The organism is Paenibacillus sp. 4624 (assembly GCF_050435065.1).
Taxonomy (GTDB): Bacteria; Bacillota; Bacilli; order Paenibacillales; family Paenibacillaceae; genus Paenibacillus; species Paenibacillus amylolyticus_D.
The window spans coordinates 38,260-54,774 of sequence record NZ_JBNDJR010000016.1 but is presented as its reverse complement, the minus strand read 5'-3'; the positions used below and the strand labels follow the sequence as shown (position 1 = coordinate 54,774).

11 protein-coding genes and 1 tRNA gene are annotated in these 16,515 nt (G+C 45.9%); 9 read left to right on the top strand and 3 right to left on the bottom strand.

Going from position 1 to position 16,515, the window contains the following annotated elements:
* Positions 1 to 118: 118 nt before the first annotated feature.
* The 3 genes from ABIE27_RS27400 to ABIE27_RS27390 form a co-directional block, all read right to left on the bottom strand.
* Positions 119 to 709: a GNAT family N-acetyltransferase gene (locus ABIE27_RS27400; protein WP_429352012.1), complete on the bottom strand. Its 591-nt coding sequence runs from the start codon at positions 707 to 709 to the stop codon at positions 119 to 121.
* Positions 710 to 1,076: 367 nt separating this feature from the next.
* Positions 1,077 to 2,315, bottom strand: coding sequence for a CynX/NimT family MFS transporter (locus ABIE27_RS27395; RefSeq protein WP_429352011.1), 1,239 nt, complete (start codon positions 2,313 to 2,315; stop codon positions 1,077 to 1,079).
* 964 nt (positions 2,316 to 3,279) lie between these two features.
* Positions 3,280 to 3,353 (bottom strand) — tRNA-Arg (locus tag ABIE27_RS27390).
* Positions 3,354 to 3,630: 277 nt separating this feature from the next.
* Between ABIE27_RS27390 and ABIE27_RS27385 the strand changes: the two genes are divergently transcribed.
* From ABIE27_RS27385 to hemA, 9 genes are all read left to right on the top strand, one after another.
* Positions 3,631 to 4,521, top strand: a complete 891-nt coding sequence (locus tag ABIE27_RS27385) for a hypothetical protein (RefSeq protein ID WP_429352010.1) — start codon at positions 3,631 to 3,633, stop codon at positions 4,519 to 4,521.
* Between the two features lie 135 nt (positions 4,522 to 4,656).
* Complete coding sequence (gene tig, locus ABIE27_RS27380; protein ID WP_123064571.1) at positions 4,657 to 5,997, top strand: trigger factor; 1,341 nt, start codon at positions 4,657 to 4,659, stop codon at positions 5,995 to 5,997.
* Between the two features lie 385 nt (positions 5,998 to 6,382).
* Complete coding sequence (gene clpP / locus ABIE27_RS27375) at positions 6,383 to 6,973, top strand: ATP-dependent Clp endopeptidase proteolytic subunit ClpP (RefSeq protein ID WP_090919143.1); 591 nt, start codon at positions 6,383 to 6,385, stop codon at positions 6,971 to 6,973.
* 12 nt (positions 6,974 to 6,985) lie between these two features.
* The gene (gene clpX / locus ABIE27_RS27370) at positions 6,986 to 8,239 is read left to right on the top strand and encodes an ATP-dependent protease ATP-binding subunit ClpX (RefSeq protein ID WP_090919142.1); all 1,254 of its coding nucleotides are present in this window, start codon (positions 6,986 to 6,988) and stop codon (positions 8,237 to 8,239) included.
* A gap of 120 nt (positions 8,240 to 8,359) precedes the next feature.
* Positions 8,360 to 9,457, top strand: coding sequence for a flavodoxin-dependent (E)-4-hydroxy-3-methylbut-2-enyl-diphosphate synthase (gene ispG, locus ABIE27_RS27365; protein ID WP_123064570.1), 1,098 nt, complete (start codon positions 8,360 to 8,362; stop codon positions 9,455 to 9,457).
* 242 nt (positions 9,458 to 9,699) lie between these two features.
* On the top strand, positions 9,700 to 11,457 hold the full coding sequence (gene lonB / locus ABIE27_RS27360) for an ATP-dependent protease LonB (protein ID WP_429352009.1): 1,758 nt from the start codon (positions 9,700 to 9,702) through the stop codon (positions 11,455 to 11,457).
* A gap of 86 nt (positions 11,458 to 11,543) precedes the next feature.
* Entirely contained in the window at positions 11,544 to 13,883 is a 2,340-nt protein-coding gene (gene lon / locus ABIE27_RS27355) for an endopeptidase La (RefSeq protein ID WP_123064568.1), read from the top strand.
* Positions 13,884 to 14,116: 233 nt separating this feature from the next.
* Positions 14,117 to 14,779 carry a ribosome biogenesis GTP-binding protein YihA/YsxC gene (gene yihA / locus ABIE27_RS27350; RefSeq protein WP_123064567.1) on the top strand — a complete coding sequence of 221 codons (663 nt, stop codon included), beginning with the start codon at positions 14,117 to 14,119 and terminating at the stop codon, positions 14,777 to 14,779.
* Positions 14,780 to 15,123: 344 nt separating this feature from the next.
* Positions 15,124 to 16,509, top strand: coding sequence for a glutamyl-tRNA reductase (hemA, locus tag ABIE27_RS27345; protein WP_123064566.1), 1,386 nt, complete (start codon positions 15,124 to 15,126; stop codon positions 16,507 to 16,509).
* The last annotated feature ends 6 nt before the right edge of the window (positions 16,510 to 16,515 follow it).

The following is a 16,515-nucleotide window of genomic DNA, read 5'->3' as shown; positions in this document are numbered from 1 at the left end:
TCTGGAAAAGTTAAACCCTCGTCCGTCCTGGCATAGCCAGTGACCAAGACGACATCTAGATATGAAAAACGGCTTCCCCTGTTAAGCGTACAGGTGGAGGCCGTTTCTTGTTGTTTGCTTACAGGGAGGGATCGAGATCCGTTCTCCTGGTGGTATGAGGTATCTCAGGAAATACGTCTGGGTGGTAAGTGGAATAATGTTTATTTATCCATATATAATTGGTGAATTGTAGCATTTGTCCATTCATTTCAAATTCTTCTTCACTAGTCACCGTATGCTTGAACCCATTCTGCATTAAAACTTTTTGAGATGCTATATTGTGGGTGGTCGTTTTGGCATGGACTTCCTTTATATCTAAATCAATGACTGTATGGAGTAATAATTGTAAAGCTTTTTTCGCGATGCCTTTCCCGGTGTGGATTTTTCCTACTCTATAGCCGAGAAATCCTATTTTATTTGAAAAGTTGATATCCACTAAATTTATTCTTCCAAGAATAGAATGATGTTCATCTTTTATTAAATAAAAATAGGAGAGCCCTTCAGCTTGTTCATCAAGCAACAGTTCATTTCTTGCTCTAAAACTCTCAGGTCTGTAATAATCATCTCCTCGAGATGGTATCATTTCCTCAAAAAAAGTTCTGTTTTCAATTTCAAACTTATGTAGGTTTTCAAAGTCTGCATCTTTTAACTTCTCAATTACTAATTTCATGATTCCTTCTCCAATCAACTTAAAGTTAATCACTACAAGGTTGCTTATGTAAATTAAATATAGGCTATGATGTGAATAAATGTTGACCCTTAACTTCTATTTTATGGAAATTATGTATTTTATAATTAGTATAACACTCTTGTATGGTAAAAGAACATCAGGGTATGTTTTCTTGTAAAGAACTCAATCAGAGCGTGTTTTTTGAGTAAGTATTGCCTCGCAAGTCCCGGCTTAGCCAGTGACCAAGACGGTATCTAGATATGAAAAAGGCCTCCTCCTGTTAAGTGTACAGGAGGAGGCCTTTTCTTGTTGTTTGCTTCCAGGGAAGGATAGATATCCGATATCCTGGTGGACTTTTTTCATAAAACTAAGAAACGGTTCGATCTTTGCTCGCCTGAAGTCCTGTCATAAGCAGCCCGATCGCGAGAAGTACCTGAATGAGCAGTGAAAGTGTCCATCCTTTCGTCCAGTCGTGCATTAAACCGAACAGTAAAGGGCCGCCTGCTGCAAGCATGTACCCAAAGGATTGAGCCATTCCGGAAAGACTTGCAGCCTCTCGCGCATGACTTGTGCGAAGAACAAAAAACATCGTGACCAGACCAAAGGAGGCCCCGGCACCAATTCCGGCTAGCGCAACTCCGATGGTGACGAGAACAGGCGCATCGCTGAATAGTAACGCATATCCGATGATGAGACACAAACACGTTATGGTGGTGAGCAACCGTTGATCTCGTGTTTTTCCAGCCAGAATCGGCACGATAAAGGTAGCAGGTACACTAACCATTTGCATCAGAGACAACATCCAGCCAGCTGAAGCCGCACTGAAACCTTGATCCGCCAGAATCTCGGGAAGCCAAGTTATCGTTGTATAGAAGATTAACGACTGAATGCCCATGAACAACGTCACGAACCAGGCGAGAGAAGAAGTCCGTAAACGTGTGGTTGCGTTCTCGCTCTGGGAAGTGACATAGAGCATCTGTTTGCGCCCTCTCCGTGCCTGCGGAAGCCATAGAAAGACAGCCAGTAGGGATAGACACGCCCACACGCCTAAGGAAGCCCGCCAACCAAGCGAAGAGGCTTCTGCCACGGGTACACTAATACCCGAAGAGATTGAGGCAAACATATTCATCGAAACAGAATACAGTCCGGTGATGATGCCGACTCGTAACGGGAAATCACGTTTGATCAGACTTGGCAGGAGTACATTGCTAAGGGCGATACCGCATCCAAGAAGTGCCGTTCCCGCATAAAGAGCAAGCACGGAAGGGAGTAAGCGCAAGGTGATTCCGCTGGTAACAATAATGACAGCAAGCAGGAGGGCGGTCTCCAGCCCAAAACGTTTGGCAAGGCGCGGGGCAAAAGGAGAGACAGCTGCAAAAGCGATCAAAGGCAGCGACGTTAGTAATCCAGCCATCGTATGTCCGATGCCGGTGTCTGAACGGATTAATTCCACGACGGGACCGGTGGCTGTGATGGGTGACCGCATCGTAGCAGCGATAACAATTATTCCGGCGAGTAACAACCCGAATGTTTGAGATGTTTGTTGAGACGGTTGTTCTCCCCCGGAAGGAGCAGAATGCTGTAGTTGTGTAGTAGGTGAGGGCATCATTAATCTCCTGTTTCCAAATAAATATGTAAAGCGAATTACTGAACCAAACAAAGTACAGCTTCTATAGGAAGTTGATATGTATGGATTGGTACAATATTCATTAAACAAGCATAACATTGTGTGTCATATGGGGCAATGGAAAGCAAAACTTAACAAATGTTTGCTCTTATTGATAGTTTACATTGACATTACTAGTTGGACTAAGTGTGGTGACAGATGACTTTTAGGATTATGTGAAGTACTTTGCGCGAACCGCCCCCTGTCATAACTAGGGCAATTGTGATGGAGCTGGAGTGAAATCGTAAGGATTGAGCAAGAAAATGAGATGTAATACTAACGAAGGCGTCGAGAGGTGGATAATAGAGAGTTAGGCTGGGGAAATGTAGGAAATGATATGCTGTGACCGGAGAGAGAGGAACTGAGTGTGTAAAAGGTATCTCGTGTAAGGTAATTTTAGAAGGGAAAATAAAACTTAGTCATACCGTTATTTATCTTGTGCTCACATGGATCACAGAGAATTTGGAAATGACTCAATATGGACACTGTTTTCTAACGATCACCAGAAACCTTATTTGGAGGAAAAAGAACCTTTTCAAATTCTAACGATCCTCAGGAACGCTATTTAGACAATTTAGCGCGAAAAAGCACAAAGTAAGCACGAAATCGATGAAATAAGCTCTCTGGTGATCGTAAGAAAATTAGAACGGCGAAAATGGGGCAAATAAGCTTCCTGGTGATCGTTAGAATTTTTGGCATGGTGGGGAGGTGGGGTGACCTAACTGCAAAATGGCTTGTTAGCTTTCAGAAACGGCTTGCTCCTTTCGTCAAAGCCTTAAGGGTAGAGCAGACGAAGCGAATACTTACCAACCAAGGCCAAGCGAAGCTGATGCTCCGGCGAACCTATGGGGTCTCCCATCCCCAGAACGCAAAAAAGCTCCCCGAAGGAAGCTTCCTTTTTTGACGTCCCAGGAGGGATTCGAACCCCCGACCGACGGCTTAGAAGGCCGTTGCTCTATCCTGCTGAGCTACTGAGACATAGAAATTTTTCAAGCAAAAATGATTTTATCACAAATAAAAAGATATATCAAATGTTTTATTTTAGGCTTGTTTTCATATATGATATTTGGCGGCCGCAACGTTTTTTTCTTTCTAATTAAGGTTATGTTAGAATATCAGAAGAAATCAGAAAATAGATCCATATTTCCTTGATATATATCTATTCACGGCCGATTCGGGCTGGAGATTCAGGAACAGAGGAGGTGCTCCTATCAAGGAATCCACAACCCCGGAAACCGAGCACAACAATAAAATTGTGCTGTTTCCAAAAACGCTGGACTATTACCAAATACAGCTGACAGTTATGCTTGAAAATGAACGTTACGGTGAAGCAATGGACTTGCTTCGCTTTTTGTTGCAATGCCAAGGGCAGGAAGAACGCCACTATGACGAGTGGAGGGCGTTGCTGGAGTGGCTGCAGGCTGCTTTCCCTCAATATGAAGAATTAGAAATGCAGACCATTCGAGAAGAAGAGGAAGAAGACATCAGCGAGGAAGAAATGGCAAGGCAACACGCCATATCGAAACTTGCTCAGGACGATGGTTACGCAGATAAGCTGCTCCGGACGGTTATGGAAGGCCCGCTATCTGAACAGACGATGCTGGCTCTCGAGCAACTGGCATTTTTGGACGTTCCGAAGGTGGATGAAGAACTGATTGGGTGGCTGCAAACGAAGGTGCTTCATCCTCTATTACAGTTCAGAGTCATGCAAACCCTGCGTCGTCGAGGAGTACAAGACATCATTCATTTCACTAGAGGTGACGAAGAAGTAGAGGTTGATATCGCTAGCGTTCCACTTAAACCGGAAGAATTCCCACTTCAGATTGTGCAGATTCTGGAACGGGTGGCAGACCAGACGGAGGTTCATGAACCTACGCTCTTTTATTTTGCCCAGGAACTGTGGATACAATATGTTATGGCGGTCTATGGAACACGGGATTACCAATCCATGCTTGAGCAAAATGATGCGATGACGGACATTTGGGCGGCTGCGCTACATATGACGGTTGCAGACAGTCTGGGAGGCTCGCACGATGAGGAAAACACGCGCTCGATGTACGCTGTGACAGGTGCAATGAGGTTTCGACTGGAGCAGGCGTATCGCTCTATGAAACAGTTTGTTTCCGCCGGTTTGGACGGTCATTAAGAGACGGAAACGTTTACCTTAAACCGTATCAAGGGATTCCCCTTGAAAAAGAATGTAAACTTGTTTATACTAAAATGGTTATTTTGTGCGTGATCGCCTACGTGAACATGTGAATTTTGGAGGGGAAAGTATACAATGAAAGCAACTTGGGAAAAGATAGAGAAGAACCTTGGGGTTCTTGAGGTTGAAGTCGGTGCAGAGCGCGTAACAGAAGCACTCGACAAAGCTTTTAATAAAGTAGTAAAACAAGCGAACGTGCCTGGATTCCGTAAAGGTAAAGTGCCGCGTCCAATCTTCGAAGCTCGTTTCGGAGTGGAAAGCCTTTATCAAGAAGCAATCGACATCTTGCTTCCAGAAGCTTACACAGAAGCGATTGATCAAACGGATATCTTCCCAGTGGATCGTCCTGATGTAGACATCGAGCAATTCGGTAAAGGACAATCCTTCAAATTTAAAGCGAAAGTAACTGTGAAACCAGAAGTTACCCTGGGTAACTATAAAGGAATCGAAGTTGCTGTAGCTAAAGGTGAAGTAACGGATGCAGAAGTTGCAGAAGAGCTGGAGCGTTTGCAACAGCGTCATGCTGAACTGGTTGTAGTTGACGAAGGTGCTGCAGCGAACGGCGATGTTGCTGTAATCGACTTCGACGGTTCTGTTGATGGTGTACCTTTCGAAGGTGGACAAGCTGAGCGTTATTCCTTGGAACTGGGTTCCAACACATTCATTCCAGGTTTTGAAGAGCAAGTAGTGGGTCTGTCCACTGGCGACTTCAAAGACGTGGAAGTGACTTTCCCAGAGAGCTACCATGCAACAGAGCTGGCTGGCAAACAAGCAGTATTCAAAGTGAAAGTTCATGAAATCAAACGCAAACAACTTCCAGAATTGGATGACGAGTTTGCTAAAGATGTTAGCGAATTTGATACTCTGGAAGAGTACAAAGCTGACCTCAAAACACAACTGGAATCCCGTAAAGCAGATGAGTTCAAAGCTGCACAGGAAAATGCAGTTGTAGAAAAAGTAGCTGAAAACGCTGAAGTGGACATCCCTGCAGCAATGGTTGACAGTGAAGTACAGAACATGATGCGCGATTTTGACAACCGTCTTCGCAGCCAAGGCATGAACCTTGAAATGTTCATGAGCTTCTCCGGTCAGACTCAAGCTGACTTGAGAGCACAAATGCAAGACGATGCTTCGAAACGTGTTCGCAACAACCTGGTGCTTGAAGCAGTAGGTAAAGCGGAAAACATCGAAGTTTCTGATGAAGAAGTGAACCAAGAACTCGAGAAAATGGCTGAATCTTACAAGCGTCCTGCTGAAGAGATCCGTGGCATCCTCGAAGGTAACGGTTCCCTGGAAAGCCTTCGTGATGAAGTTAAATTGCGCAAAACAATCGATGTTCTCGTTGAGAACAGCAAAGTTGTTGAGCCAGTTGAAGCTCCAGCCGAAGAAGTTGCTGCAGAAGCTGACGAAAAATAAGACAGGCTGTGTGATTTCGACAGCTATATAAACGATAAGGCACGTGAGTCATTGCGTGCCTTATTTTTAAATTGCGACATCCATTTTATAGAAAAATGAGTGTTGATATGGATTCTCATTCATTTTATTGCAAGGTGCCCATTTTCCGTTGATTTCAAACCTTTGTTCTTGGACGGAAATAAAAAAATACCAAGACGGCATAGGATGGATGTAATTTGCACATACATAGAAAACATGGTTAAATATGATCAGGCTACATCGTAAACATCCCTAAAATAACGTGTTTTCTGAAAAATGACATTGTCAAAGGAACATGTTAAAATGATTTTGGGTTTGCTTTACAGTCAGCCTATGTCTAATTACATGTAGAAAAGAGGTTGGTCTCATGAGTCTGGTGCCAATGGTTGTTGAACAAACCAATCGAGGCGAGCGTTCTTACGATATATATTCACGTTTGCTGAAGGATCGCATTATTTTTCTGACCAGTGCGATTGATGACGATGTAGCCAATCTTGTCATAGCTCAGCTTTTGTTTTTGGCAGCCGACGATCCTGAGAAGGATATCAGCTTGTATATTAATTCACCTGGTGGTTCTGTAACGGCAGGGATGGGTATATACGATACGATGCAATTTATCAAGCCGGATGTATCTACCATTTGCGTAGGCATGGCAGCAAGCATGGGCTCTCTATTGCTGACCGCAGGCGCTCCAGGCAAAAGATATGCGCTTACGAACAGTGAAGTGATGATTCATCAGCCGCTTGGCGGCGTTCAAGGACAGGCTGCGGATATCAAAATCCACGCAGAATGGATCATTAAAACTCGTCAGAAACTGAATCAAATATATGTTGATCGTACAGGTCAGCCCCTTGATAAAATTGAGCGGGACACAGACCGTGACTTTTTCATGAGTGCGGAAGAAGCAAAAACGTACGGCATTATTGACCAGGTGCTCAGCAGACCGATCAATTCCTAAAGGGGTGGTTTCATGTTTAAATTTAACGATGAGAAAGGGCAGCTGAAATGCTCTTTTTGCGGTAAATCTCAGGAGCAGGTTCGCAAGCTGGTCGCTGGACCAGGCGTATACATCTGTGATGAATGTATTGAACTTTGCACCGAAATCGTAGAGGAAGAACTCGGTCATGATGAAGAAGTAGACCTGAAAGATATTCCGAAACCAAAAGAAATTCGTGATATTCTTGATCAATATGTTATTGGTCAGGAACAAGCGAAAAAATCTTTGTCTGTAGCAGTGTACAACCACTACAAACGGATTAATACACAAAGCAAGATTGAAGATGTAGAGCTGTCGAAGAGTAACATTTTGCTGTTAGGACCTACGGGTTCCGGTAAAACGTTGCTTGCACAAACGATGGCGAAAATTCTGAACGTTCCTTTTGCTATTGCGGATGCAACTTCATTGACAGAAGCGGGATACGTGGGTGAGGATGTCGAGAACATTCTGCTTAAGCTGATCCAGGCGGCTGACTATGATGTAGAAAAAGCAGAACGCGGCATTATCTATATTGATGAGATTGATAAAGTAGCACGTAAATCGGAGAACCCGTCCATTACGCGTGACGTATCCGGTGAAGGTGTTCAGCAAGCTTTGCTGAAAATTCTTGAAGGTACAGTTGCTTCAGTGCCGCCACAAGGTGGTCGCAAGCATCCACATCAAGAGTTCATTCAGATTGATACAACTAATATTTTGTTCATCTGCGGTGGTGCCTTTGATGGTCTGGAGCAAATGATCAAACGCCGGATCGGTAAAAAAGTCATTGGCTTTAACGCCGCTACGGAGCAAAAAGATCTGAAACCGGGTGAATACCTTGGTATGGTATTGCCGGAAGACTTGCTGAAATTCGGTTTGATTCCGGAATTCGTAGGCCGTCTGCCAGTAATCTCTACGTTGGAGCCATTGGATGAAGATACGTTGGTACGGATTCTGTCCGAACCGAAAAATGCGCTGACGAAGCAGTACCAAAAACTGCTTGAGCTAGATAATGTCAATCTGGTGTTTGAACCGGGTGCATTGCTGGCGATTGCCAAAGAAGCGATCAAGCGTAATACGGGTGCACGTGGTTTGCGTGCGATCATTGAAGGGATCATGCTCGAAATTATGTATGAAGTGCCTTCACGTGAAGACGTGACCAGCTGTGTCATTACGGAAGAAGTTGTTGAGAAAAAAGTTGTGCCTGAACTTGGCCAATCAAAGGACGATAAGCAGGAAGAGAGTGCCTAATGGGTACTGCTTCAGCTGAGCTTTGAAATATAGACTTGTCAGTTCTCCACTTGGGCAGAAGGCTTATATATGGTCTTTTGTCAGAGTGGAGCTTTGACGTTGTGGGGAGAGAAATCACTCATGTATTTAAGACAAGACACCCGTCCCGTAAAAGTAGGGAACTTGACCATTGGTGGCAGTAACGAAGTTATTATTCAAAGTATGTGTACGACCAAAACAGCTGACGTTGAAGCGACAGTTGCAGAGATTTTGCGATTGGAAGAGGCTGGATGCCAGGTGGTACGTGTAACAGTGAATAATGAGGAAGCTGCGGCTGCGATTAAGGAAATCAAGAAGCGAATTCACATCCCGCTCGTGGCAGACATACATTTTAACTACAAGCTCGCCTTGCTTGCTATCGAGAATGGTATTGATAAAGTTCGGATCAATCCAGGCAACATCGGTAAACGTGCTAAAGTGGAAGAGGTTGTCAAAGCGTGCAAGGAAAAGGGTATTCCGATTCGGATCGGGGTAAACGCGGGTTCACTAGAGAATCATCTGCTTGAAAAGTATGGCTATCCTACAGCAGATGCTATGGTCGAAAGTGCGTTATTCCACATTGGCATTTTGGAAGAGCTGGATTTCCACGATATCATCGTTTCACTCAAAGCGTCCGATGTACCGATGGCCATTGAAGCTTATACGAAGGCAGCTCAGATTATTCCGTATCCGTTGCACCTCGGCATTACAGAAGCGGGCACATTGTTCTCGGGCACAATCAAAAGTTCCGCGGGTATGGGCGCACTGCTCTCTATGGGAATTGGTTCAACGATGCGTATCTCGCTTAGTGCCGATCCGGTTGAAGAGATTAAAGTTGCGCGCGATCTGCTCAAAACGTTTGGACTGATTTCCAATGCAGCTACATTGATCTCTTGCCCAACTTGCGGGCGTCTGGATATTGACCTCTTCTCGATCGCCAACGAAGTGGAAGAGTATATCTCCAAGCTTAAGGTACCGATCAAAGTATCTGTACTGGGCTGCGCGGTAAATGGTCCAGGAGAAGCCAAAGAAGCGGATATTGGCATTGCGGGTGCCCGTGGAGAAGGTCTTTTATTCCGTCATGGCAAAATGATCCGTAAAGTGCCGGAAGAGATCATGGTAGAGGAATTGAAAAAAGAAATCGACAAAATTGTTGAAGCGTATGAAGAAACAGGGGTTATCCCTGGACGTTCGCACTAATTTTTTTATGTACAAGTGTTCTCCATAAGAAATGGTTCCTATCTTATCCAAATGATAGTGATACGTTTAAATAGGTGAAATGTGGAAGCCTGTCATACGTGGCGGGCTTTTTGCATGCTCAGGAACAAATTCTCAAGCACAAATTCGGCTTGTTCCGTTTACGTCTCGCTGAAAAGGCTATACTACCAAGTATTAGCATGATTACAGATGAGAAGAAGGATAGAACAGGAGGATGTTGAGATATGGGTGAGTTTGGCATGATATTCATGTTGATACAGTTATTTTTTGGCGTGGTGATCGGGTTATACTTCTGGAATTTGCTTCGAGGCCAGAAAACGAATCGAACTGCTGTTGAGCGTGAATCACGAAAAGAACTGGAGAAGCTGCGAAAGCTGCGTTCGATATCACTGACGAAGCCACTGGCGGAGAAGACGCGTCCAGCCACCATTAACGATATTGTTGGGCAAAAAGACGGACTACGCGCGCTCAAGGCTGCTTTATGTAGTGCCAATCCGCAGCATGTGATTATATATGGCCCGCCGGGAGTAGGGAAAACGGCAGCCGCAAGGGTAGTGTTGGAAGAAGCGAAGAAAAACCCGACTTCTCCCTTCAAAGCCGATGCTAAATTTACGGAGCTGGATGCCACAACGGCTCGTTTTGATGAGCGAGGTATTGCGGATCCCTTGATTGGTTCCGTTCATGATCCGATCTATCAGGGAGCAGGAGCTATGGGCGTGGCAGGAATCCCTCAACCAAAGCCAGGTGCGGTGACGAAAGCGCATGGTGGTATGCTTTTTATTGATGAAATTGGAGAATTACATTCCATTCAGATGAATAAACTGCTCAAAGTGCTGGAAGACCGCAAGGTCTTTTTGGAAAGTGCGTACTATAACTCGGAAGACACGCATACTCCTGCTTATATCCACGATATTTTCCAGAATGGGTTGCCTGCTGATTTTCGTCTGGTTGGGGCGACGACACGTTCCCCGCATGAGCTTCCTCCTGCCTTACGTTCACGGTGTATGGAGGTCTATTTCCGTCCATTGTTACCGGAGGAGATTGGAAAAATTGCGGAAGATGCTGTTCAGAAAATCGGGTTCAGTCCTTGTCCGGAAGCCGTGGATGTAGTCAAACGATATGCGACCAATGGGCGCGAAGCGGTGAACATCATTCAGCTAGCTGCTGGACTTGCACTCACGGAAAAGCGTGAGACACTTCAGGCTTCTGATGTCGAGTGGGTTGCTGGAAGCAGTCAGATCCAGCCAAGGCCGGATCGTAAGGTTCCTTCCAAGCCGCAGGTCGGTTTTGTCAATGGCCTTGCCGTTTACGGACCGAACATGGGTACTATTTTGGAGATTGAGGTGTCAGCGGTTCCTGCACCAAAAGACCAGGGCCGCATCAACATCACAGGCGTGGTGGATGAGGAAGAGATTGGAGGCGGTTCCCGTACACTTCGGCGGAAAAGTATGGCTAAAGGCTCGGTTGAAAATGTGTTAACCGTCTTAAAAGCGATGGGCATCCGCACGAGTGATTATGATTTACATGTGAATTTTCCGGGAGGTACGCCGATTGATGGTCCATCGGCCGGAATTGCCATGGCTACAGCAATCGCTTCAGCCATTCAAGGACGCCCTGTAGACCATGAGCTTGCAATGACAGGCGAGATCAGTATTCATGGCCGGGTTAAACCGATTGGCGGTGTACTGGCGAAGGTGGAGGCGGCTTTTCAGGCGGGGGCGAAGACGGTCATTATACCGGCGGAGAATTGGCAGTCCATTTTTGATAATCTGGATGGGTTGCGGGTGATCCCTGTAGATACGGTCCAGGATGTATTCCGTGAAGTCTTTGGCTGGGAACCGGGAGCGCAGCAAGTGGAACAGCAGGTAGTTGCAGAAGAGACTGCGTTACCTAAACCGGAGATCTTTCCTCCGGCATCCGCCTCTTTTTTACGGGCAGAGTCACCTCGTCCAGGTTCAGTTACAGATTCGGGGAGCTGCTAAGCACTTCCCTTCATTGGTTTTTTATGTGAACATTTGATAGAATAATGAATGACTACAACCTGAGAGCCATTGGAGGTGCGAAAGCGATGGGACCGAGCAAAGCGAAAGGTCGTCGTTTTCCTTTACTGCCTTTGAGAGGACTTCTCGTCTACCCGAGTATGGTACTGCATCTCGATGTGGGCCGGGAGAAATCGGTCAAGGCTTTAGAAAAAGCGATGGTAGAAGAACATTTGATTCTCCTATGTTCTCAAGCCGAGGTAAATATTGAGGAACCTACACGAGAGGATATTTTCCGCATTGGAACGGTAGCTAAGGTAAGACAGATGTTGAAGCTGCCCAACGGAACGATCCGAGTACTTGTGGAAGGCTTGGAACGGGCTGAAATTATTGAATATACGGACAACGAAGAATACTATGAGGTGCTGGCGCTGGAACTGCCTGAGGAAGAGAACGCTCATCCTGAGACAGATGCCCTCATGCGTACCGTTCTGAACCAGTTCGAGAATTATATCAATCTGTCCAAAAAAGTAACCCCCGAGACACTGGCCGCTGTGTCTGACATTGAAGAACCTGGGCGTCTTGCGGACGTCATTACAAGCCACTTGTCTTTGAAAATCAAGGACAAACAGGAAATTCTGGAGACCATCGACGTTCGGGAACGTCTGGAGAAATTGCTGGACATCCTGAACAATGAGCGTGAAGTGCTGGAGCTTGAACGCAAGATCAGCCAGCGTGTGAAGAAACAGATGGAGAAAACCCAGAAAGAGTATTATTTGCGTGAGCAGATGAAGGCGATTCAGAAGGAACTCGGTGAAAAAGAGGGTCGTGCGGGCGAAGTGGAAGAACTTCGTAATCAGATGGAAAGTCTGGGCCTGCCGGACAAGGTAAAAGAGAAGGTCGAGAAGGAAATTGATCGACTGGAGAAAATGCCCGCAAGCTCTGCAGAGGGTGGTGTCATCCGCAACTATGTGGATTGGCTGCTTGCTCTACCTTGGAGCCAGATGACGGATGATGATCTGGATATCCAAAAGGCCGAAGATGTACTTAACGCGGATCATTACGGTCTGGAGAAGCCCAAGGAACGTGTACTGGAGTATCTGGCTGTACAGAAGCTTGTCAAAAAGCTCAAAGGTCCAATCCTCTGTCTGGTTGGCCCGCCAGGAGTAGGTAAAACCTCTCTTGCCCGTTCGATCGCAAGATCACTGGGTCGGGAGTTTGTACGTATCTCTCTCGGTGGCGTGAGGGATGAAGCAGAGATTCGTGGACACCGCCGTACCTACGTAGGTGCGATGCCTGGACGTATCATTCAGGGGATGAAAACAGCAGGATCACTTAACCCTGTATTTTTGCTGGATGAGATCGACAAAATGGCTTCCGACTTCCGCGGAGACCCTTCGGCTGCATTGCTGGAGGTGCTAGATCCGGAGCAGAACAATACGTTTAGTGATCACTTTGTGGAGTTGCCTTTTGACTTATCCAACGTTATGTTCATAACTACAGCGAACACGGTGCACAACATTCCGCGTCCGTTATTAGATCGCATGGAAATGCTGAATATTCCGGGTTACACCGAGCTGGAGAAGTTGCAAATATCCAAAAACTATTTGTTACCCAAACAGAAGAAAGATCACGGTCTCGAAGAAGACCAGCTGGAAGTTCCGGAGGACAGCTTGTTAAAAGTCATTCGTGAGTATACGCGTGAATCAGGTGTAAGGAATTTGGAACAGCAAATGGCATCGCTTTGCCGGAAGGCGGCTAAAAATATCGTTTCCGGCGTAGAGGGTCAGATTGTGATCTTGGCAGATGATGTCAAAGACTATCTCGGCCCGGGCAAATTCCGCTATGGAATGGCTGAGCTGGAAGACCAGATTGGTACGGTGACCGGGCTGGCATGGACTGAAGTGGGTGGTGACACGCTTGTGATCGAAGTAACTGTGGTGCCGGGAACAGGCAAACTGACGCTTACAGGTAAGCTGGGAGATGTCATGAAAGAATCGGCTCAGGCGGCCTTCAGTTATACACGTTCGAAAGCAGCACAGCTGGGCATTGCGTCTGATTTTCATGAGAAGAACGACATTCACATCCACGTACCGGAAGGTGCCATCCCTAAAGACGGCCCATCAGCCGGTATTACGATGGCAACGGCCTTGATTTCAGCGCTGACGAATAAACATGTGTCGAAAGACATTGCTATGACAGGTGAAATTACACTACGCGGACGGGTGTTGCCGATCGGCGGCTTGAAAGAAAAGTCACTTGCAGCCCACCGTGCGGGTTACAAAAAAATATTGTTACCTAAGGACAACGAAAGGGATCTGCGCGACATTCCGGATAGCATCAAGGAAGATGTGGAATTTGTGCCCGTAGCTCATATGGATCAGGTGTTGCAGCATGCTCTTGTGGAACAGGCAGGCATTCATCTGTAATCTACACGTATCCGCAAAGATTAAATGGAGAGTAGACCGTTCGGCGGGGGCTTCGGCGTCCGCTGGAACGGTTTTTTTCGTGATAATTTGATGTTTTTCGGGTACAAAAGTTGTTTTTTGGGTACACGAGAGGTTTTTTTTGATATGATAGAAGGAATGATGGCATAATACGGGATGAAAATGTGGAAATGTTATGCTTGTAAGACAGGAGTTCAAGAGAGGAAAGATGCAATTTGAAAGTCAATCAATCTGAATTTATAATTAGTGCCGTTCGGCCTGAACAATATCCAGATGATGGCCTGCCGGAGATTGCCCTGGCGGGGCGCTCCAACGTGGGTAAGTCATCACTGATCAACCGTTTGATCAGCCGTAAAAATCTGGCGCGTACAAGTGCTACGCCGGGTAAGACCCAGCAACTTAATTATTATAAGATCAATCAGGATCTGTATTTTGTCGATTTTCCGGGTTATGGGTACGCTAAGGTATCCAAAGAGCAACGTTTTGCCTGGGGTAAAATGATGGAAAAGTACTTGCTACAGCGCGATGAATTGAAGCTTGTCATGCAGATGGTGGACATGAGACATGAGCCGTCCAAGGAAGACAAGATGATGAATGAATGGCTACGCCATCATGGTCTGCCGCTGGTCGTTGTGGCTACGAAGATGGACAAGATCCCCAAGACACGTAGAGCCAAACACATTAAAGTTATCAAAGAAGCACTCGGTCTTCGCTCAGGCGACTTGTTTGTCCCTTTTTCATCCGAAGAAGGTCTGGGCAAGGAAGAGCTGTGGGATATTATTACTCGCCACGCCCGTATAGACAAATATGCACCAGTTGAAGATGAAGCGGATCACGAGACTGTAGAAACGGTTCAAACAGCTGAAGACGACAATTGATAATATTTAATATTTGAAAAACACATCATGTTTCCCGCACCTAGATAGTCATGGAATGATTCCATGACTATTTGTTATAAGCAGTCTTGAACAGGTTTGCAAAAATCTCCGTTTTCTCAAATATTCACTATTCGTTCCATATAACGAATAACGACGTACATTGGTGAGACACTACAATATATCACAATGCATATGATAATCATCATGTTGATTTCATAAACATTTCATAAAAATGGGCGAGGGATGGATGTGATATGTGATATAATTAACTATGTCAATCTGAATTGGATAGAGATATACAGTAAGCACTTTGATTGGAAATTTATTAGGCAGGTGAACTTGCAATGCACATCGTTGTTGTTGGTTTGAATTATCGCACGGCGCCTGTAGAGGTCAGAGAACGATTCACATTTGCAGAAAAGGACTTGTCTGAAGCGCTGCAGCAGCTCAAGCTGACCAAGAGTGTATTGGAAGGTGTAATCGTAGCCACTTGTAATCGTACGGAATTGTACGTTGTGGTCGACCGTCTTCACATGTGCGGTTATTTTATTCGAACTTTTATGGAGCAGTGGTTTAACGTTCCGCGGGAAGAATTTACGCAACACTTATATATATACGAGGATGATCAAGCCATGCGCCATCTGTTCCGGGTCATTTGCGGACTGGATTCGATGGTCATTGGAGAGACTCAGATTCTCGGCCAAGTGAAACAGGCTTTTTTCAAAGCACAGGAAGAGAAAGCAACCGGAACTTGGTTTAACAAATTGTTTAAACAGGCAGTTACCTTGGGCAAGAGGGCACATTCGGAAACTTCCATTGGGGAGAGTGCCGTTTCGGTCAGCTATGCTGCGGTAGAACTGGGCAAGCGGATTTTTGGTATGTTCACAGACAAGAAGGTGCTAATTTTGGGTGCCGGCAAAATGAGTGAGCTTACGGTTAAACATCTGTATGCCAACGGTGCATCTGAAGTTATTGTGGCCAACCGGACGCTCGCCAGAGCCGAGGAGCTTGCCAGCAAATTCCGGGGAACGCCGTGTACGATGGATCAGGCCATTACGAGACTGGGTGAAGTAGACATCGTCATCAGCTCTACAGGAGCAGAACGTTATATTCTCGATGCAGGTATTGTTCGGGAAAGCATGAAGCGCCGGCAAGCACGCCCGCTGTTCCTGATTGATATTGCCGTACCACGCGATATTGATCCGGCAATTGGCGAGATCTCCAACGTATTCCTCTACGATATCGATGATCTGGAGGGTATTGTGGAGAGCAATCTGGAGATGCGTAAGGTGGAAGCTGCGAAGATTGAGAGAATGATTGAGCTGGAGATGGAAGATTATTACCAGTGGCTCAGAACACTCGGCGTACGTCCAGTTATTCGGGCATTGCAGGAGAAAGGCGTATCCATTCATGAAGAGACGATGGATAGCCTGTTCAACAAGCTTCCAGAGCTGGATGAGCATCAGCGTAAAGTCATTCGTCGGTTGACCAAAAGCATTGTCAACCAAATGACAACCGATCCGATCAATCGGATCAAGGAAATGGCAGGTACGAAGCAAGGTGATGAAGCACTGCGCATGTTTACGCAGATTTTCGCGCTGGAGGATGCAGTGGAAATGGCTGCAGAAAAAGTGAATCAGAGTGATGCAACAGCTCTGGGCAAACCAGCGATTCACCTTAACGAAAACCGGCAAGACCCCGTGCCGGCTTATGTCCCGGCAGGCGTATAAGGCAGG

Excerpts from the sequence above, each read along its gene's own strand:
- ABIE27_RS27400 (WP_429352012.1), bottom strand. The coding sequence starts at position 709 with ATGAAATTAGTAATTGAGAAGTTAAAAGATGCAGACTTTGAAAACCTA.
- ABIE27_RS27395 (WP_429352011.1), bottom strand. The coding sequence starts at position 2,315 with ATGCCCTCACCTACTACACAACTACAGCATTCTGCTCCTTCCGGGGGA.
- tig (WP_123064571.1), top strand. The coding sequence starts at position 4,657 with ATGAAAGCAACTTGGGAAAAGATAGAGAAGAACCTTGGGGTTCTTGAG.
- clpP (WP_090919143.1), top strand. The coding sequence starts at position 6,383 with ATGAGTCTGGTGCCAATGGTTGTTGAACAAACCAATCGAGGCGAGCGT.
- clpX (WP_090919142.1), top strand. The coding sequence starts at position 6,986 with ATGTTTAAATTTAACGATGAGAAAGGGCAGCTGAAATGCTCTTTTTGC.
- ispG (WP_123064570.1), top strand. The coding sequence starts at position 8,360 with ATGTATTTAAGACAAGACACCCGTCCCGTAAAAGTAGGGAACTTGACC.
- lonB (WP_429352009.1), top strand. The coding sequence starts at position 9,700 with ATGGGTGAGTTTGGCATGATATTCATGTTGATACAGTTATTTTTTGGC.
- lon (WP_123064568.1), top strand. The coding sequence starts at position 11,544 with ATGGGACCGAGCAAAGCGAAAGGTCGTCGTTTTCCTTTACTGCCTTTG.
- hemA (WP_123064566.1), top strand. The coding sequence starts at position 15,124 with ATGCACATCGTTGTTGTTGGTTTGAATTATCGCACGGCGCCTGTAGAG.